General features: G+C 60.4%; 14 protein-coding genes and 1 tRNA gene. 5 read left to right on the forward strand and 10 right to left on the reverse strand.

The genetic code is table 11. From position 1 onward, the window contains the following. The first annotated feature begins 123 nt into the window (after positions 1 to 123). Together J4E63_RS12630 and J4E63_RS12635 are read left to right on the forward strand one after the other, a co-directional pair. Positions 124 to 1,023, forward strand: coding sequence for a polysaccharide deacetylase family protein (locus J4E63_RS12630; protein ID WP_207282168.1), 900 nt, complete (start codon positions 124 to 126; stop codon positions 1,021 to 1,023). 89 nt (positions 1,024 to 1,112) lie between these two features. Then, a complete protein-coding gene (locus J4E63_RS12635) occupies positions 1,113 to 1,304 on the forward strand; it encodes a DUF2188 domain-containing protein (RefSeq protein ID WP_072405740.1) in 192 nt (63 codons plus the stop codon). A 165-nt stretch (positions 1,305 to 1,469) separates the two neighbouring features. Here J4E63_RS12635 and J4E63_RS12640 read toward each other — a convergent pair whose 3' ends face one another. The 3 genes from J4E63_RS12640 to J4E63_RS12650 all read right to left on the reverse strand — a co-directional run bounded on the left by J4E63_RS12640 (position 1,470) and on the right by J4E63_RS12650 (position 4,620). Then, entirely contained in the window at positions 1,470 to 3,287 is a 1,818-nt protein-coding gene (locus J4E63_RS12640) for a DAHL domain-containing protein (RefSeq protein WP_207282169.1), read from the reverse strand. A gap of 266 nt (positions 3,288 to 3,553) precedes the next feature. Continuing rightward, positions 3,554 to 4,408: a prohibitin family protein gene (locus J4E63_RS12645; protein WP_081015426.1), complete on the reverse strand. Its 855-nt coding sequence runs from the start codon at positions 4,406 to 4,408 to the stop codon at positions 3,554 to 3,556. A gap of 124 nt (positions 4,409 to 4,532) precedes the next feature. After that, positions 4,533 to 4,620 (reverse strand) — tRNA-Ser (locus J4E63_RS12650). Between the two features lie 124 nt (positions 4,621 to 4,744). On the opposite strand from J4E63_RS12650, the gene J4E63_RS12655 reads away from it, so the two are divergent. Together J4E63_RS12655 and J4E63_RS12660 are read left to right on the forward strand one after the other, a co-directional pair. Further along, a complete protein-coding gene (locus tag J4E63_RS12655) occupies positions 4,745 to 5,416 on the forward strand; it encodes a Bax inhibitor-1/YccA family protein (protein WP_025213780.1) in 672 nt (223 codons plus the stop codon). Positions 5,417 to 5,797: 381 nt separating this feature from the next. Then, the gene (locus tag J4E63_RS12660; protein ID WP_207282170.1) at positions 5,798 to 7,147 is read left to right on the forward strand and encodes a hypothetical protein; all 1,350 of its coding nucleotides are present in this window, start codon (positions 5,798 to 5,800) and stop codon (positions 7,145 to 7,147) included. A 41-nt stretch (positions 7,148 to 7,188) separates the two neighbouring features. On the opposite strand, the gene J4E63_RS12665 is transcribed toward J4E63_RS12660, so the two are convergent. Then, positions 7,189 to 7,626 carry an Lrp/AsnC family transcriptional regulator gene (locus J4E63_RS12665; protein WP_192260184.1) on the reverse strand — a complete coding sequence of 146 codons (438 nt, stop codon included), beginning with the start codon at positions 7,624 to 7,626 and terminating at the stop codon, positions 7,189 to 7,191. Between the two features lie 133 nt (positions 7,627 to 7,759). Between J4E63_RS12665 and J4E63_RS12670 the strand changes: the two genes are divergently transcribed. Further along, entirely contained in the window at positions 7,760 to 8,653 is an 894-nt protein-coding gene (locus J4E63_RS12670; RefSeq protein ID WP_207282171.1) for a DMT family transporter, read from the forward strand. Between the two features lie 15 nt (positions 8,654 to 8,668). On the opposite strand, the gene J4E63_RS12675 is transcribed toward J4E63_RS12670, so the two are convergent. The 6 genes from J4E63_RS12675 to glgX all read right to left on the reverse strand — a co-directional run bounded on the left by J4E63_RS12675 (position 8,669) and on the right by glgX (position 18,623). Next, positions 8,669 to 10,294 (reverse strand): NADP-dependent glyceraldehyde-3-phosphate dehydrogenase, encoded by a 1,626-nt coding sequence (locus J4E63_RS12675; RefSeq protein ID WP_207282172.1) that lies wholly within the window; start codon positions 10,292 to 10,294, stop codon positions 8,669 to 8,671. A gap of 272 nt (positions 10,295 to 10,566) precedes the next feature. Next, positions 10,567 to 11,481: an autotransporter outer membrane beta-barrel domain-containing protein gene (locus tag J4E63_RS12680; protein WP_192260187.1), complete on the reverse strand. Its 915-nt coding sequence runs from the start codon at positions 11,479 to 11,481 to the stop codon at positions 10,567 to 10,569. Between the two features lie 296 nt (positions 11,482 to 11,777). Continuing rightward, positions 11,778 to 14,237, reverse strand: coding sequence for an autotransporter outer membrane beta-barrel domain-containing protein (locus J4E63_RS12685; RefSeq protein WP_207282173.1), 2,460 nt, complete (start codon positions 14,235 to 14,237; stop codon positions 11,778 to 11,780). A gap of 180 nt (positions 14,238 to 14,417) precedes the next feature. Next, complete coding sequence (locus J4E63_RS12690) at positions 14,418 to 15,182, reverse strand: endonuclease/exonuclease/phosphatase family protein (protein WP_219738694.1); 765 nt, start codon at positions 15,180 to 15,182, stop codon at positions 14,418 to 14,420. A gap of 265 nt (positions 15,183 to 15,447) precedes the next feature. Beyond that, positions 15,448 to 16,212: a PIG-L deacetylase family protein gene (locus J4E63_RS12695; RefSeq protein WP_092199433.1), complete on the reverse strand. Its 765-nt coding sequence runs from the start codon at positions 16,210 to 16,212 to the stop codon at positions 15,448 to 15,450. Positions 16,213 to 16,463: 251 nt separating this feature from the next. Beyond that, entirely contained in the window at positions 16,464 to 18,623 is a 2,160-nt protein-coding gene (gene glgX, locus J4E63_RS12700) for a glycogen debranching protein GlgX (protein ID WP_192260189.1), read from the reverse strand. Positions 18,624 to 18,771: the final 148 nt, after the last annotated feature.

Genomic DNA, 18,771 nt, shown 5'->3' on the forward strand with positions numbered 1-18,771 from the left:
AATTGCGAACAGCCATTGTTTACTGCAAGGAACCAAACCCGGTTACCCTTCTCCAAGGTGGGCTTCAACACCGTCGGCCAGGGATCAAAGGCGAAGCAACGCGGCATCAACTAAAGGCAAAACATGAAAAAAATCGCCAGGGTCCTGTTCATCGCAGCCCTCGCCATCGGTTTATCGGGCTGCATTGGCGCCCCCATCGAACTGACGCCGCAAACCGAACAACGCTTGCTCGCACAACCCCCGATCCGTTTCCTGCTGACATTCGATGATGGTCCCAGCGCCTCGTCTATCTGGAACCCTAGCCTGGAGGTGCTGGACGCACTCGCAGACAACCCGGTACAGCCCGGCATCAAGGCCGTGTTTTTTCTGCAGACCCGCGGGCCGCGGGCCGGCGGCAGTGATATAGGCCGCTCAGTGATGCGTCGGCAGCAGCAGGAAGGTCATGTGCTGGGTTTCCATACGGCGACCTACTGGCACACCAATCATCGGTTCCTGAGCCCTGATGAGCTGGAGCAATCACTCACCCGCGGCGGGAGTGATATTGCCGCCATGACCGGCGCGGCACCGTCCCTGGTCAGGCCACCTTTCTGGAGTTTCGACAGGCGTACCGCAGCTGCCTACCGGCAACATGGCCTGCACATCTTGTTGACCGACCTGAGCGCCAATGACGGCAAGGTCTGGGGCATCACGATGAGCCCTCGGCGGCGGATCAACCTGACCCGACAACTCTCCGAGGTGCGCGAGCGCATCGCCGCCGGACAATTGCCAGCGGTGGATGGTGTCATTCCAGTGGTGGTGACCTTTCACGACATCAATCGTTATACCGCCCGACATGCCCGCGAATACCTGCAGATCCTGCTCGACAGCGCCCAGGCCACCGGCATGAGGACCGCCGCCAGGCCGTTCTATGATGACCACCAGGCATTGGAGCGAGCGGCCTTGGCCCGGACGGTCGATCACAGCGCAGAGCCCGTCCATCTGCCGGGATTGTGGGACTGGTTGTGGGATTCGGATTCCCACTGAAGGCACCACGGGTGCAGTCGGCTTCGCGACGTCCGGTCGGCAGCCGTGGGTAATCAGCGTGTGCACCCTTGTTAAAGTCGGAGGTGATCATGAGTACTGCGATGATGACGAAAATGCACATCAACGGTTATGACGTGCTCAGCGTAAACAGCGGCCCATGGAGAGTCTGTACCCAGGCGGACCGGTTGGGCTCCTTTGCTTCCCGGGAGGAAGCGCTGGCCTACGCGGCGGCATTGCCGACCCGGAGAAGCCGTAGCGGCCGGCCTGGGAACACGAAATAGGGGGTAGCGAGCCTGCTCGCGATGCGGTCAGTACATTCAAAATCTGGGTGACAGCCACACCGCTATCGCGAGCAAGCTCGCTCCCACAGGAGATCTCTGGTGGGCACACTCTTGATGCGCACCCGGGAAAACTGTGGGAGCGAGCTTGCTCGCGATCTCGGTGGGTCAACCTGCAACCTTCGCTGATCGGGCGTGCGCCAACTCCAACGGGATCTCCAGGGTAAACAGCGCGCCTTGCCCGGGGCCGTCGCTATGGACATGGAGGCGGCCGTTCATTTCAACCGCCGCCAGGGCGCAGCTGTGCAGGCCAAAGCCATGACCGTCCTTGCGGGTGGTGAAACCATGGTTGAAGATGCGCGCCAGGTTCTCGGGGGAAATGCCTTCTCCGCGGTCCTTGACGCTCAGGCACAGCTGGGTTTCGTCGAGGATACGGATCCCCAGGGTCATTTCACGCGGATGTTCGCTGATATGCGACATGGCGAATTTGGCGTTGCTGATCAAGTTGATCAGGATCAGCAATAACCTGTGCTTGTCCCCCATGATCGCGGGTACGTGCTGGTAATCCTTGATGACGGTGACGTGGTGCCGGCTCAGGGCGCCCGAGTTCATGCGCAGCGCATCTTCGAACAGGTCGCTGACATTGAGCGGTTCGATCAGCCTGGCAGCCCCTGCATAAGTCTGTTGAGTCGTGACGATTTCCTTGATGTGATCGATGCTCTTGGTCAACTGTGCCAATTCATCGATCAGCAGTTTCTGTTCGGCGGCAATGGAGTCGACCAACTCGTTGAAGTAACGCGGCAGCAACCGGCCTTTTTCATCAAGGGTAATGAACCGGCCAAGGTCCTCGGCATGTTCGTTCATCATGTTGACCGCTTTCGTGAGCCCGAGCGTCTTGCTGCTCCTCAACTTGCGGGTCACCAGCTCGGCGGAAATATTGACGCTGTTGAGTACATTGCCGACGTTGTGCAACACATTCGTCGCGATTTCGGCCATGCCCGCCATTCGGGCCGCATCCACCAGTTCGCGTTCGGCTTCCATCAACTCACGGGTACGCTCCTGCACGCGCTCTTCCAGGCGTTCGTTGGACGATTGCAACGCTTGGTTGATCTGATTGATCACGGCATAGCTGCGAACCAGGCGCACCGCCAGGTAGATCATCAGCAGTGCCATCAGGCCGGCGCACACGGCCAGGTAGATGTGGTATTGACGGTCGGTTGCGGCAGTCCTGCGCTGTGTCTCGTTCAACAGCTCATTGATGTTGTCCAGTTCCTGGGCAACCGGAATGACGCTGATGCGGTCAAGCAGGTCATTGACCACCGGTTGCTCCTGGACAATGGTCTTGACGTGCTGGATGAGGCTGATGAAGGGCGCCTGATAGGCGGCGGGCAGCTGGTGAACGTACGGCTCCAGCTCAGTCAACTTGCCTTGTATTTCCCGGGCTTTGTCCGTCGTGACATAAAGCCCGAACTCCAGTGTCGTCAGGCTCAACTCAAGCACATTGGACGCCACGGTCAGGCGCTCCGTGGGGCTTTCGATATGCATGTCCTTGAGCAGCGTTTGAATCTGGTCTTCGGCCTGCGGCAGCGCATCCAGGGACGTGCGCAGCCGGGCGTTGTGTTGTTCGAATTGCTCCACCAGCAAGGTCTTGTTCTTGACGGCATCCACATAACCGTTGCGCCGGGACGCCCAAAGCGCCGCCAAGGGGCCGGAGTTATTGAGGCGTTCCAATTGCTGCCAGCGACTGTCGGCCTCCGGGGGCGGGGCCAGTGACAGGTTGTTGTTGATGCCGATCTTTTTCCTCAGGATCTTGCCGTTCCAGTTCGCGTCGGATTGTTTGAGTTGACGAATGAAGTCGCGGGACTCGAAGTAGGTCGATGAGTCGTACGTGTATGACTTGATCAAAAAGAATATCAGTGCGGAAAACACAATAAGCGCGACGGCCAACAGGGCGGGCCATTTATATTTTTTGATAAGAGTGGTCACGCGACTCTCCTGTCCAGGGTGCTTATCGAATGCGTCGGTGAATTGCCGAGGGGAGGGAGTTGCTCAAGGCATGAGCCGAAGGGGAGGCGAGATAAACGTCGTACGGTGGAGCGTGTCGGTCTGCTTTTGCCTGGGTACACGTTGAGCTCCCTGCTAACGATGAACGTCGGGTTCATTGCCGAGTGTAGCGCTAACGAGAGGGGCGGTGCTTGGTGAGGGCGCTTCGGGATGAAGCAGGCGCGGCCAGGCAGGCCGCGCCAGGGGGATTACTTGATGTCGATGAAGGGCATGGCGCTGTTCGGCAGCACGGTGGTGGGCAGCACGCCATTCCAGCGCTCGGCCTTGGTCAGCTCCACCAGGTTCTGGTTGCTGGCCAGGGCCTGGGCCCGCGCCTTGATGGCCTCGGCTTCGGCTTTGCCGCGCAGCTCGGTTGCCAGTGCGTCTGCCTTGGCCTGGGCCACTTGCGAATCGGCTTCCGCCTGGGCCTGGGTCACCCGGATCTGCGCCTGGACCTGCTCGGTGGCGAGTTGCTGTTCGCGGGTCTTGACCTGGACTTCCGCGGCCATGCGCGCTTCGATGGCTTTTTCGTAGGCATCACTGAAATCGATGTTTTCGACCTGGACGCTGTCGATGATCACGGGCCCGGTAATGGTGGCCTTGATGGCCGTGGAAATATCGTTGACCAGTTGGACGCGGTTCTGCACGGCAGCCACGGCGTTGAACTTGCCAAAGACGTTTTCCACCTGGGTCGGCACCTGGCGGCTGATCATCCGGTCGCGGATGCCTTCAAGGTCCTTGAACTGGGTATAGACCTTCGCCACATCGGAAGGGGCGATATGCCAGGACACGGACACCTTGAGCTGGGCGGATTGTTGATCCTTGCTGTAGGCCTGCAGGTCTTCGTAAGCGGTGACTTGGCTCTGGACGCTGATCATGCGTACGGATTCGATGAAGGGCGTCTTGAAGGACAATCCCGGTTCAACCACCCCGACCAGTGCCCCGTTGCGCAGCAGCACGCCGCGCTCGGTCTCGTCGACCGTGTACCAACTGCCGAACAGTACGCACAACAAGACGATGCCGATGATTGCAGCACCGATGGAGCCGATGGTTTTACTGGTCACTTTTCTTTCCTTGATTGGCTTGGGAGGGTTTGCCATAGCGGTGTCCAATGTTGAAGCTGCAATTGGCGTTCTGAATGCCAGACACGAAAAAGCCCTGAATAATCAGGGCTTTAACGTTAGAAGATGGCGGAGGCGATGGGATTCGAACTCATGGACCTGTTACAGTCGACGGTTTTCAAGACCGTTGCCTTAAACCACTCGGCCACACCTCCGTATTGCGTTGCGGGCGCCATAATACCCGAATGAAACACACTGTCAAACTCTCTACGTAGCTTGTTACAGAGCGTCTGTTATGATCCTTGCCACTGAATGTTTCAAAACCGGAGGAGTGTCGCCATGCGCGAACAGGATTACGCAGTGAACAACAGCGTGCAGGCTGAGCAGCTAGAGGTTAGCCGCGTCCTGCGCAACACTTATGGCCTGCTGGCACTCACACTCGCTTTCAGCGGTGTGATGGCCTACGTCGCACAACAGATGCGGGTGGGTTACCCGAACATCTTCGTCGTGCTGATCGGTTTCTATGGCCTTTTCTTCCTCACCAACAAACTCCGTGATTCGGCCTGGGGCCTGGTGTCGGCTTTCGCCCTGACCGGCTTCATGGGCTTTTTGCTCGGCCCGATCCTCAATCGCTACCTGCAAATGCAGGGCGGCGCCGAAGTGGTCAGCTCGGCCTTTGCAATGACCGCCCTGGTATTCGGTGGCCTGTCGGCCTACGTGCTGATTTCCCGCAAGGACATGAGTTTCCTCGGCGGTTTCATCACCGCAGGTTTCTTCGTCCTGATGGGGGCCGTGCTGGCCAGCTTCTTCTTCCAGATCAGCGGCCTGCAACTGGCGATCAGCGCCGGCTTCGTGCTGTTCTCGTCGGTCTGCATCCTGTATCAGACCAGCGCCATCATCCACGGCGGCGAGCGCAACTACATCATGGCGACTGTCAGCCTGTATGTATCGATCTACAACCTGTTCGTCAGCCTGCTGCAGCTGTTCGGCCTGATGGGTCGTGACGACTGATTGCATCCACGATGAACGAAAAGCCCGCTTCGGCGGGCTTTTTTTCGCCCGTGTTTTGAGTTGTGGCCAATGGCCAACAAAAAATCTGAAACAGATGGCACCTTTGAATAAATGATCTACACCTAGGAAATGGAAGCGTATTGCCATGGGAGGCAAGAAGTGGATCGCTTGGTTACCTACCTGAACTTCCCCCATTACGTATTCGGCCACCGAGCCCGGTCTGGTCGTGGCCGTTCGTTGGGATTGAGAGGCTATCAAGGCGACTCCGCAGGACCGTGAGCAGGCTTGGGCATCGTGCTGCAGCCTGATAACAGAAGGAGGCCCTGCACATCGGCCAGGAATCCGATGCGATAGCAGGCGTTTCCCTATAAGGAGATATTGATGAAGCAGCCTCAAGGAAAGATCATCGCGTGGCTGGCCCTGACGGGGGCATTGTCCACCGCTAGCGTCCATGCCGGAGTCTTCCCCGATTTCGGCTACGCCCCGCCCAAGAGTGCATACTCCGGAGCGCCGTTCCAGCTCAGCCAGGATTATCCGAAGGTGGCCCCGGGCGCAGCGTCGGTACCGGCATTCTTCCAACATTTGCCCAAGACATTCTCCAATGACTTTGAAACCTGGCGCCCGTACATGGAGGAAGTGAAAAAGTATTGCTTGGAAGGCAATACTGAAATTGGCTGGAAGGTACAGAAGAACAAGGTTCGCCAGTGGTATCACATGCCTTGGCAGCATTACGGTCCCAACGGTCGTGAAGGCATCAGCGGGCTGACCAAGGAGGCACCGATTCAGCCCGGGCAACTGGCAAGTACGCAGACCGACAGCGGGCAGACCTACGCAGTGGGGATCTATAACGATATAGGGGCCTACACCATCGGCCAGGTCTGGAAAGACCCGGATAATCCAGACCCAAGCCATACCTCCAAACCCAAGAGTTTTGCCAACGGCACGGTGGTCTGCAAGGCGCTGTTCGCCGATATAGACGTCAAGACGGTGCCGTTCCTGGCGAACCCATTGCTCTGGAACGCCTACACCGCCGAAACCTTCACTTCGACCAAACGGCACGTCACTAAGGTGGCGTTGATTCAGATGGACATTGCCGTGCGCGACACCCGTGTGAGCGATACCGGCTGGCTGTTCGGCACGTTCCAATACAACGGCGCCAAGACCGGCAAGGCGAACTGGAACAACCTGGTGCCGGTGGGGATCATGTGGGGCAATGATCCCAAGGTAACCGGCAACGACTTTACCAACCCCAAGCCGGTGGTCACCAAGATCAACCCGGCCCTGAAACAGACCGCGATCAACGCCAACACCCAGGAACTGCCACCGACCCACCTGGGTTGGAACGGGCGACTCAATGGGCCGGTGGACAACCCCCAGGCGTCCTGCCTGAGTTGCCACATGACCGCCGAGTACCAGCAACTGGCGATCATGAACCCGACGTTCCAGGCCAACCCGCCACCTGTGGGAGGCGATGTCTGGATGCAATGGTTCCAGAACATTCCAGCCGGCCAACCGTTCAGCCCGGGCACGCAAAGCACGGACTACAGCCTGCAACTGTCCGGAGCCCTGGCCAATTTCTATGATTGGAAGTGCAACCACAGCGGCGTCTATGCCGATGGCGTCAATGCCTGCACCAAGCTCCAGACGCTCAGGTTGATCAAAGCGAGCAACGCGCCTGAGGAACAAGTGCACAAAGTGCAGCGCAGTCCCGAGTTGGAAGAGCTCGAGTAACACGCTTTCCCGGCCTCGGGCGATCCGAGGCCGGTTTCCACTCACGCCATCGGCGGCAACCGCCGCTTGACCGGGGTCTTCTTGACGATGGCCGTACTGGTTTCGGCGTGGACATTGAGCTTGTCCAGCAAGGTATCCAGCTGTTCCATCGAGCGCACATGCAGGCGCGCGATGAAACAGTCGTCGCCGGTGACCTTGTCGCATTCGGTGAATTCAGCGATGGCCTGGATCTGCCGCTCCACTTCCTGCAACTGTCCCGGTAGCGGGCGGATGCGCACGATGGCCTGGAGTTGATAGCCGAAGCACTTGGGGTCCACTTCGACGGTGTAGCCCCTGAGCACGCCGCGTTCCTCGAGCCGGCGAAGACGTTCGGCGACACTGGGGGAGGACAGGCCGCTGAGGTTTGCCAGGGCCTTGAGGGAGCGTCGGGAGTCTTCCATCAGGGCGCTGATGAGGATCTGGTCAATGTCGTCAGTCATTTCAGCTCCATTAGGCGAATGCGTGAAGTTGCCTTGATAAAAAAGGTTGAAACCCAGTTTAGCCTTTTTCAAGCCATGGAGAAGGCCCCGGTCGGCTCGGCATACTGTGCCCACTTGCTGAAGGAGCCTGAAGATGGACAAGACCTTGCGCCGTGGTTCGCTGGAAATGACCGCCGCCATGCTGATCTCCGGAACCATTGGTTGGTTCGTGCTGGTTTCCGGTTTGCCGGTGCTGGATGTGGTGTTCTGGCGCTGCGTGTTCGGTGCCGTGACTTTGCTGCTGATCTGCGCCGGTTTCGGCTTTTTGCGGCCCGGCATCCTCACCCGTACCACCTTTCTACTGGCGGTGCTCAGTGGTGTGGCGATCGTCGGCAATTGGGTATTGTTGTTTGCTTCTTATTCCCGAGCTTCGATTGCCATCGGCACGGCGGTGTACAACGTCCAGCCGTTCATGTTGGTAGGGCTGGCGGCGTTGTTCCTGGGGGAGAAGATCACCGCGCAAAAAGTGTTCTGGCTGGCGGTGTCGTTTCTCGGAATGCTGGCCATCGTCAGTGCCCATGGCGAGCAGGGGCAGGGCGGCGGTGACTATCTGCTGGGCATTGCGTTGGCGTTGGGGGCTGCGTTGTTGTACGCCGTCGCGGCCTTGATCATCAAGCGCCTGACGGGCACGCCACCCCATCTGATCGCCTTGATCCAGGTCAGCACCGGCGTGTTGCTGTTGGCGCCCTGGGCGAACTTCTCGGCGTTACCGCAACACGCCCAGGCCTGGGCCAGCCTGTTGACCCTGGGCATGGTACACACCGGCGTGATGTACGTGCTGCTGTACAGCGCCATCCAACGGTTGCCGACCGCGTTGACCGGGGCTCTGTCGTTCATCTATCCGATCGCGGCGATCTTCGTCGACTGGTTCGCCTTCGGCCATCGCCTCGAACCGCTGCAATGGCTGGGGGTGGCGGCGATCCTGCTGGCGGCTGCCGGCATGCAACAGGGCTGGGGCATCAAGTGGCGTCGCCCAGCCCTGTCGTAGCCCTCCGGGCGTGGATCAGAAGATGTAGTCCGTGGTCAGGAAGTTGGAATCCCGCTCACGGATGATGTCGCTGATCAACGCCTTGTTGCTCTCCTGGAACTTGGTCGCCACCAGCGTGCGGATGGAAAAGGTGCGCAGCGCATCGTGGACGGACAAGGTGCCCTCGGCCGAGTTCTTCCGGCCATTGAACGGGAAGGTGTCCGGGCCACGCTGGCACTGGGCGTTGATGTTGATGCGGCCAACCTGGTTGGCGAAGGTGTCCACCAGCTTGCCGACTTGTGCCGGGTCGGTGCCGAAAATGCTGAGCTGCTGGCCGAAGTCGGACTCCAGTACGTAATCGACCACGGTGTTGAGGTCGCGGTACGGCACGATGGGCACGACCGGGCCGAACTGTTCTTCGTGGTAGACCCGCATCGCCGTGTTCACCGGATACAGCACCGCCGGATAGAAGAACGAATTGCGCGATTCGCCACCGTGGGCATTCTTCACTTCCGCGCCCTTGGCGACCGCATCGGCGACCAGTGAATGCAGGTAGTCGACCTTGCCCGCCTCGGGCAGCGGCGTCAGCGCCACACCAGCTTCCCACGGCATGCCGGGTTTCAGGCCGGCCAGCTTGGCATTGAATTTCTCGATGAATGCCGGTGCGACGTCTTCATGGACAAACAGGATTTTCAGCGCCGTGCAACGTTGGCCGTTGAAGGACAGCGAGCCGGTCAGCGCCTCGCTGACGGCGTTGTCCAGGTCCACATCCGGCAGCACCAGCCCGGGATTCTTCGCATCCAGCCCCAGGGCGGCACGCAAGCGGTGCGGGCGCGGGTGGAGTTTCTTCAGGTCGCTGGCGGCTTTGTTGGTGCCAATGAAGGCGAAGATGTCGATCTTGCCGCTGGCCATCAGCGCGCTGACGGTTTCCCGGCCGCTGCCGTAGATCACGTTGATCACACCCGCCGGGAAGCTGTCGCGGAAGGCTTCGAGCAGCGGCCGTACCAGCAGCACACCGAGTTTGGCCGGCTTGAACACGACGGTGTTGCCCATGATCAAGGCCGGGATCAGGGTGGTGAAGGTTTCGTTCAGCGGATAGTTGTAGGGCCCCATGCACAAGGCCACGCCCAAGGGAACGCGACGGATCTGCCCGAGCGTGTCCTGTTCCAGCTCGAAACGGCTGGAGCGGCGGTCCAGTTCCTTGAGGGCATTGATGGTGTCGACGATGTAATCGCAGGTGCGGTCGAATTCCTTCTGGGAGTCCTTGAGGTTCTTGCCGATCTCCCACATCAGCAACTTGACCACGGCTTCGCGCTGCTCGCGCATGCGCGCCAGGAAGGTTTCCACATGGCGGATGCGCTCGGCGACGCGCATCGTCGGCCACTGGCCCTGGCCGCGATCGTAAGCCCGGACGGCGGCGTCCAGGGCGGTGAGGGCGGTCTCGGCATCCAGCAGGGGCGTGCTGCCGAGAATCACTTGTTCATCACCCAGCTCGCCGGTCAGGTAGACGGGGCTGCGGACGACGGCCAGCGGCCCTTGCCAGGTTTGCAGGACGCCGTCGACCAGGTATTCGCGCTGCTCGATCCGACCTTCGAGGCGGTAGGCGTCGGGGATGTCGGCGGCACCGGGGAACAGGTTGGCGAGGAAGGGGGCTGTGGTCATGTCGTTACTCCATCAATGAAATGAGCCATGGGCGAACGGCTTGCAGGCATGAAACGCTTTTAGCGTTATACGCCTTAATGGAGGTGTTTTTTAAGTGGCAGCAGATCGCTTGCGCCGGACGACGTCGTAAGAGCTATGTAGGACCTATGTAGGAGCTGACGAGTGAAACGAGGCTGCGATCTTCCCCCCAGACACTTGAGTACCCAGCGAAAGATCAAATGATCGCAGCCTCCGGCAGCTCCTGCACAAGGAGATCGACTACAGAGTTGACGTCACCAGCGCATCCGCACCCCCATGCTGGTAATGATGCCGTTGAGATCGTTGTCGTCGACGTCACTGCTGTAATCGGCGCTGACATACAGGCTGACCGCCGGCGTGACACGGGCCACCAGGCCCAGGCCGACTTCGACGGTGGAGGATTTTCGGCTGCTGCTGATCTTGTCGACCTTATCCAGGGACACCGTGCCGGCGCCCTGGACGGTGTGCCACAGGTTGGTTCGCAGGTAAGGCTCCACACCGAGGCCGTTGACCTGGTAGTTACCTTTGAGGCGTGCGCCAACGCGGCCGCTCCAACTGCTCAATTCATCGCCGGTGCCGCTCTCGGCATTCGGCGTATCGAGGGTGACGCGCTGGTTGATCAGTTGCGCCTGGGGTTCGACCACCCAGTGGGTGCTGATGCCAATAGGGAAGCCACCTTCGACCGACAGCGTCACCGCATGGCCTTCGGTGGCCTGGCGCTGGCCTTGTTCGGTGCGGCTGTAGCCGTTGACCCGGCCGCCGCTGGCGCTCAGGTCGACGTGCCAGCCCGCGGGGCCGGTCAGGCTCCAATAGGCGCCGAGGCTCGAACCTTTCAGGTTGAGGGCATCTTTGTCCGGGTCGGCCAGCGCGGGCATCACCAGCAGGCCGCCACCGGTTGAAATGATCTGGTGTTGCCCACTGATCAGTCCCATGCGCTGGGTATGACCGTCGCCGTGGCGCAACGTGAACAGGGCGGGGCTTTTGCCGGAAGGAGGTTCACTTCCAACAAGTGCGGTATCGAGGTGGGTGGATGATGTTCGGTCGTACCAGGGCTGCACGGTCTCCTCGGCAGGCCAGGCCTGGACCTCCATGGATGAAAGCAGCAGCAACGATGTCGAGACGGTATGGAAAGTGGTGGTGAACTCTTGTGGACGGAGAGAAGTTTTCATGGGGGCCTGCCTTGCAATCGCATGCGTTTCTCGCTTTTTCTGGCGTCTCTCCTACCCCGAATGAGGGGCGACCGAATGGATTGGGGCAAGCCTCTGGCGGCCCGTCCTGACGGGTTCCAGAGGCCTGCCCCTGACTGTATTTCCGGGGGTAGTATGGTGTAGTCAAGAAGACTGATGGCGGCGCGTCAAGAAAATGAACGATGAATGGCATGGGGAAATCAGCGCTAATAAAGCGCTGATTTCAATTGGTTATTGTGGTGGATATTCGGGCGTCAAGCCTCTGTCGTAGACCCTGCCTACCAACTGATCCGAAAACCGACGTTGCCCATGACACTGTGTTGCTGGTTGCTGTCGAGGTTTTGGCTATAGTTCGCGCCGGCGTACAGGGCGACGCTGGGCGCCAGGCTCACGGTGACGCCAATCCCGAGGTCGCCGGTGGAGGCGCGCTGCTGGGTCTCGACCCGTTCGGTGTCGTCGAATATCACCGAGTCGGTGCCGGAAAACGTATGCCAGAGATTGGCGCGCAAGTACGGTTCCACAGGCATGCCGCTGACCTGGTAGCGGCCCTTGAGCCGCGCACCGAGGCGGCCGGTCCAGGCACCGTCGGAATCGAATTCGACCTTGGAGACCCCATCGTTTTGCGTATCCAGGGAGACCTTTTGGTAGATGATCTGGGCCTGGGGTTCAAAGTCCCAGCCAGTGGTCACCTTAAAGGGGTAGCCGGTCTCTGCCGAAGCGGTCAAGGCGTGCCCGCGATTGTCGATTTTCAGGCCGCGCACGGAACGGTTGTCGCCGTTCAATCGCGTGCCCATCACCACGGTGTCGACGTAGCCGCCGTTGGGGTCGGTGAGCGTCCAGTAGAGCCCGTAGCTGTCGCCGTCGAGTTCGATCTTGCCGGCGTGCCGGCCTTCGAACCCCAGGTTGAAGCCTTTGACATTGCCGTTCAATTCCGTGTGCCCGACGAAGAAGCCAATGCGCTGGGTCTGGCCGCCGGACAGAAGCGAGCTGTACAAATCGTTGCCCACCTGGAACCCCTTGATCGACCCATCGAACTGCGGCGTCACCGTACCGGCCCAGGTTTTATCCAGGTCTACGCCATAGGCCCGGCCCCAACCCGCGCCGAACGCGCCGGTTTCCGTGAGCAGGCGCTGTTCACCCTGACGGTCATGGAACGTACCGAGGGCCATCAACGTCAATTGCGCCGCCGCCGGAGGCAGTACCGACCAGGTCGGCACTTCCGGGCGATACAACGGGATGGGGGCCGCGCCGGGCACTGCGGTTGGCAAGGGCGGCAGCGTCGGGACGGGGGGCGCGCCCGGCGCGGGAGGCGCCGTCGGGATGGGCGCCGCTACTGGTCCGGCGACCACGGTGGAGCGCAGGTACCAGTTGTTTTGATTACCGCTCACGCCGCCTTTGAACAGGCGGTAATCGAACGCGCCGGCCGAGACGGACTGCGCCAGGGAAAAGGCATCGATGTTACTGACCGCGCCTCCCTGGGCCTGGACCACTTCGATGCCATCCTGAGTCGTCAGTGCGCCCGTGCCGCCCAGGTTCGTGACCGTGATGGCGGTATTGCCGGTGAGTGTCCCGCCATTGACCACCAGTTTGTCGCTGGCGGAGCCATCGGCGCCGACGGCCGTTTGCACGTGCAACTGGCCGTTGTCGCCGACGTAATTGCCCTGGACGGTAAGTGTGTCGTTGGTGCGGGTGTTGCCCTGGGTAAGGTCTATCGTGCCGGCATTGTTGAGCGTCGCCAGTTGACCGGCAGTAAAAGGGGCGATAACGCCTTGGGTCGCCGTCAGCGTACTGCCGCTCTCGATGTTGAGCGTCCCGGTGCCGGTGACGCTGTCACCCAGCGTCAGCGTGTCGTTAAGGTCCAGTTGCGAGCCTTGGGTGAGGTTGACCGTTTCCCAATTGAGGTAGCGGGCGCCGGTGCTGGAGGTGCTGCCTTCAAAGGTCAGGACGTCTTGGCCCAATCCGCCATTCACGCTGGGGGTGATGCTCAGTCCGGTTTCGTCGAGGTTGCTCAACAGCGCCGTGTCGCTGCCTTCGCCCATCAGGATGGCCGAGTGAATGAGGCCGCCGCTCCACTGAAACTGGTCATCGCCGGCACTGGCCCGGACCTCGCCGAGGATTTCGCCGCCGCTGACGGTAATGCTGTCGTTGCCGCCGCTGACACTGACATTGCCGCCGATGCGTCCGGCGGAGAGGATGATGGTGTCCTGGCCGAAACCGGTCACCAGGTTGCCGATGATATTGCCGCCGGACATATCGAAAACGTTGTCATCGAGCTTCATGTCGACCCGGCCGATGGTACCGCCCGTCATCTTGGCGATGTCGCCGTCTTCGAATGCATCGAAGATGGTGCCACCGGTCATCAGGAACTCATCGAGGCCGTCGCCTTGAGCCAGGGAGAGGATCCTGCCGCCGTTCATGACGAAAGAGTCGGCTTCCGAGCCTTGCTCGACATCACCGTCAATCACGCCGTTGGCGTTGATCTCTATGGTGTCGACGCCGGTGCCGAACGTGACATCCCCGGTAATGACGCCGCTGCCGTTGGCGGGCATGGTCAGGCTGTCGTTGCCTGAAAGGTCCGTCAGCCCGGGGCTGGTGCCGCTGTCGCAGACATAGGTGTCATCGCCTGCGGTTGGCGCCAGTGTGCAGGCTGCCATGGCGGCGGGTGCGGGTAACAGGAAGGGAGCCGATACCCACAAAGCGTTGAACAGCCGATTGAATCCTTTATCGTGCCGAATCATGTGCTATCCCTCTGCATCGGCATCCCCATGGACACCGGTTTCAGCATCGGTTGCACAACAGATGGCACACAGGGCCTGGCAACGCTCGCTGTATGGAATGGCACGCTAGCAACGAATAAAGGGCGTCGCTACTGTCAGAACTTACAGGTCCACGGGCAGCAAGCCTGGGGAAGGCCCGCTCTACAAATGCACTTCCACCGAAAGCGGCAGATGATCGCTCAGGTGGGTCCAGGGTTTGTTGCCCAGTATTTGCGGGGAATGACTGCTGGCGTTGCGCAGGTAGATGCGGTCCAGGCGCAACAGCGGGAAGCGGGCCGGATAGGTCCTGGCGGGGCGGCCCAGGTGGTGCTCGAAGGCCTCGTGCAAGTAACCTCGACGGGCGAGGGCGAGGTTGCCGCGCAGTTGCCAGTCGTTGAAGTCACCGGCAATGATCACCGGGGCATCCTCGGGGAGCGAATCGAGCAATTGGCAGAGCAGTTTGAGCTGTAACTGGCGATGGCTTTCCAACAGGCTCAAATGCACGCAGATTCCGTGGACCGCGGCGTGGCCTGGCACATCCAGCACGCAATGCAACAACCCGCGCCGCTCGGGGCCGGTGATGGACACGTCGAGATTGCGGAACTGGCGGATCGGGTACTTGGAAAGCAAGGCGTTGCCATGGTGGCCATCGGGGTAGACCGCATTACGGCCGTAGGCGAAGTCGCTCCACATGCTGTCGGCGAGGAATTCGTACTGGGACGTCTGGGGCCAGTTGTCATAGCGTGATGCGTGGCGGTCATGTTCGCCGAGCACTTCTTGCAGGAACACCAGATCGGCGCCGGTACTGCGCACCGCTTCGCGCAATTCGGGCAGGATGAAGCGCCGGTTGAGGGCGGTGAAGCCCTTATGAGTGTTGACCGTCAGGACCCGCAGCCGATGAACCGCCGCAGGCGCGTCCGATGGCATTGGTTCGACAGCTCGCCAATCGGGATCTTGAGTCACGTTCACTCCTGAATCAGACGTACTTGTTCATGCGACTGATCCAAGGCATCGGCAGTTCCGGATTTTTCGTGTCCCTGCCGGGTTCGTCGAACCTGGCCTGCCGCTATCGCGAGCAAGCTCGCTCCCACAGGGGGAGGTGCAAATCCAATGTGGGAGCGAGCTTGCTCGCGATAGCGGTGTATCTGAACCACCGCCATCGCGAACAAGTCCAGTTCCTACAGGCAGGCGTTCAGATGAAGACAATCTCATAGGGCAAGCCCATCCGGTCAAGGATGACCCTGGGCAACAGCGGGGCGATGCCGCTTGCCGGTTCGCCGCTGAGTTGGCTGACGTAGGCGTGCATGGCGTGACGTTTGCGGGCGGTGGTCCAGACGTCGAGGCGCAGTTTGCGGGCCCGGTGCCAGGGGATTTTATTCTGCTCGCGGACCGGCCAGTGCCAGGCCCATACCGGCAGCTCGTTGAACGCCACTCCGATCCTGTCGGCGGCCAATGCTCCAGCGCGTCCGACAGTGTCGTGGTCGCTGTCGCCGTCCTGGCGCCAGGTGCTGAACACCACGTCACCGGGGCGCAGGTGACGGGCAATAAACGTGGCCAGTTCGGTTTCGTGTTCGGCCAGGTTTTTTTCCGGAAAACCGCCGCGCACCCATTGCAGGCCATGGGCAGCGATGCCCAGGCGATGCAGGGCGTCGACGCTTTCCTGGGGATGAGGGCGGTGCGCACGCAGGCGTTCGTCGTTCCACAGCGGTGAGCCGGGGTGGGCGAGGGCGCCATCGGTGACCGAGATCAGCAGCATGGGCTGGTCCAGGTTGTTCAGCAACTGCAGCAATCCGCCACAGGCCCCGATCTCATCGCCCGGGTGTGGGGCAAGGATGACGGCGCGAGCGCCGGCGGGAATGAGTGTCTGGGTACTGATGATCGGAATATCGGCCAGTTGCGCGGCACTGTTCCAGATTTGCGGGTGCTGCCGGCCAGGCAGGCGAGAGGCGGGCTTCATAAGCGACATCCTTGTGTGTATTCAATCTTTCAGCCATGCACCGGGCCTACTGTCCGATGGCGCCGATGGGGCATGACTGCGATTCACAGCGCTCCGAATCCTGGAGACTACCGCAGGGGGAAGTATTGACCATGTCAGCCGATCCGTCTCGTGACATGTGCATCTGAGCTGCATTTTTTTCTTGAAACTGGACGGTGTGGAATAAAAAACCGCGTCCTTGCGGTTCCTTATGGCTGTTTACAGCAGGTATTTCAATCCTCTTCTTCGCGTTGCAGTTCGAATAGCAGCAGCGAGCGTCCGGTGACGGAGTATTCGGAATCGAAATCGAAGCGCTCCTGCCCACGAACGGTCGGCTGGTTGGTGTCGACCATGCAGGTCCAGAAACTCCCCTCCGGGACTTCCGGCAAGCGGAAGTTGACGATGTCATGATGCGCGTTGACCACCAGCAGCAGCGTCGCATCGCCCCCTTTGCGCCGAATACCGGTTTCCTGGGCGCGGCCATCCATCAGCATGCCGAGACAGCGACCATGGCTGTCCTGCCATTGTTCGATGGTCATTTCGCTGCCGTCCGGGGCCAGCCAAGTCACGTCCTTGACGCCGATGTCCTCGTTGTAATTACCCACCAGAAAGCGTCCGCGTCGCAGGATCGGGTAGGTCAGGCGCAACTTGATCAGGCGCTTGACGAACTTGAGCAGCGTCGCGCCATCCTCGCTCAGGTCCCAGTTGACCCAGCCAATCTCGCTGTCCTGGCAATAGGCGTTGTTGTTGCCGTGCTGGGTACGGGCAAACTCGTCGCCGGCGACGATCATCGGCGTGCCTTGGGCCAGCAGCAGGGTGGCGAAGAAGTTGCGCATCTGCCGATGGCGCAGCGCATTGATTTGCGGATCATCCGTCGGGCCTTCGACACCATGGTTCCAGGACAGGTTGTTATTGCTGCCGTCCTGATTGTTCTCGTCGTTGGCTTCGTTGTGCTTGTCGTTGTACGACACCAGGTCATGCAAGGTGAAACCGTCGTGAGCAGTGACGAAGTTCACCGAGGCATACGGCCGTCGGCCACGCTGGTTGAACATCTCGCCCGAGGCGGTCATTCGGCTGGCAAAATCGGCGAGCTGGCCGTCATCACCCTTCCAGAAGGCGCGTACCGTGTCGCGGAACTTGTCGTTCCACTCGACCCAACCCGGCGGGAAGTGTCCCACCTGGTAGCCCCCGGGGCCACAGTCCCAAGGCTCGGCGATCATTTTCACCTGGCGCAGTACCGGATCCTGGCGGCAGGCGACGAGGAAGCTGTGGCGCTCGTCGAATCCGTCATGGTAACGGCCGAGAATGGTCGCCAGGTCGAAGCGGAAGCCATCGACGTGCATTTCCGTGGCCCAGTAGCGCAGGGAGTCGGTGACCATCTGCAGCACGCAGGGATGGCTCAGGTCCAGGGTGTTGCCGGTTCCGGAGTCGTTGATGTAATAGCGCTTGTCGTCGGGCATCAGCCGGTAGTAGGAGGCGTTATCGATGCCGCGCATGGACAGGGTGGGGCCCTGTTCGTTGCCCTCGGCGGTGTGGTTGTAGACCACGTCGAGGATGACTTCCAGGTTGGCCTCGTGCAAGTGGGCGACCATCTCCTTGAACTCGGCGATCTTGCCGCTGGCCAGGTAGCGCGGGTCGGGCGCGAAGAAGGCAATGCTGTTGTAGCCCCAGTAATTGGTCATGCCTTTGTGCAGCAAGTGCTGGTCATTGACGAAGGCATGGATGGGCAGCAGTTCCACCGAAGAGACACCGAGCTTGCGGATATGCTCCAGCACATCGTCGACCATCAGCCCGGCGAATGTACCGCGCAGGTTTTCAGGCACCGACGGGTGACGCATGGTGAGGCCGCGCACATGGGTTTCATACAGGATGGTCTTGTCCCAAGGTACGCTGACGCGCTGGTCGTGGCCCCAGGTGTGCGCGGGGTCGATGACTTTGCACTTGGGAACGAACGGGGCGCTGTCGCGCTCATCGAAACTGAGGTCGCCGTCGGGGTGGCCGATGGTATAGCCGAACAGGGCTTCGGACCACTTCAACTGGCCGACCAGTTGTTTGGCGTAGGGGTCGATCAGCAGCTTGTTCGGGTTGAAGCGATGACCGTTCGCCGGATCATATGGGCCATAGACCCGGTAGCCATAGATCAATCCCGGGTGGGCATCCGGCAGATAACCGTGGTAAATCTCGTCGGTGTACTCCGGCAGCTCGATGCGTTCGAGTTCGACTTCGCCGGCATCATCGAAAATGCACAGTTCGACCTTGGTGGCATTGGCTGAAAACAGCGCGAAGTTGACCCCGAGGCCATCCCAGGTTGCACCCAGTGGAAAAGGCAGCCCTTCACGAATCCGCGAAGCCTCGATAACGGGCGGCGGCGTGGTTTTGTTTGGACGGGTCATAGTTGCTCCTGCAAAAAAACAGACAGATACAGCGATGCGGTTCACTTGAAAGGGATGGCATCACCCTTCACCTGTGGCGAGGGGTATTTATCCCGTTACGTGGGACAAAGTTGCTTCTCTGTGAGAGCAAGACTGGCCCGCGACGAAG

This window comes from Pseudomonas sp. FW300-N2F2 (genome assembly GCF_017351655.1).
GTDB classification, from domain to species: Bacteria; Pseudomonadota; Gammaproteobacteria; order Pseudomonadales; family Pseudomonadaceae; genus Aquipseudomonas; species Aquipseudomonas fluorescens_AA.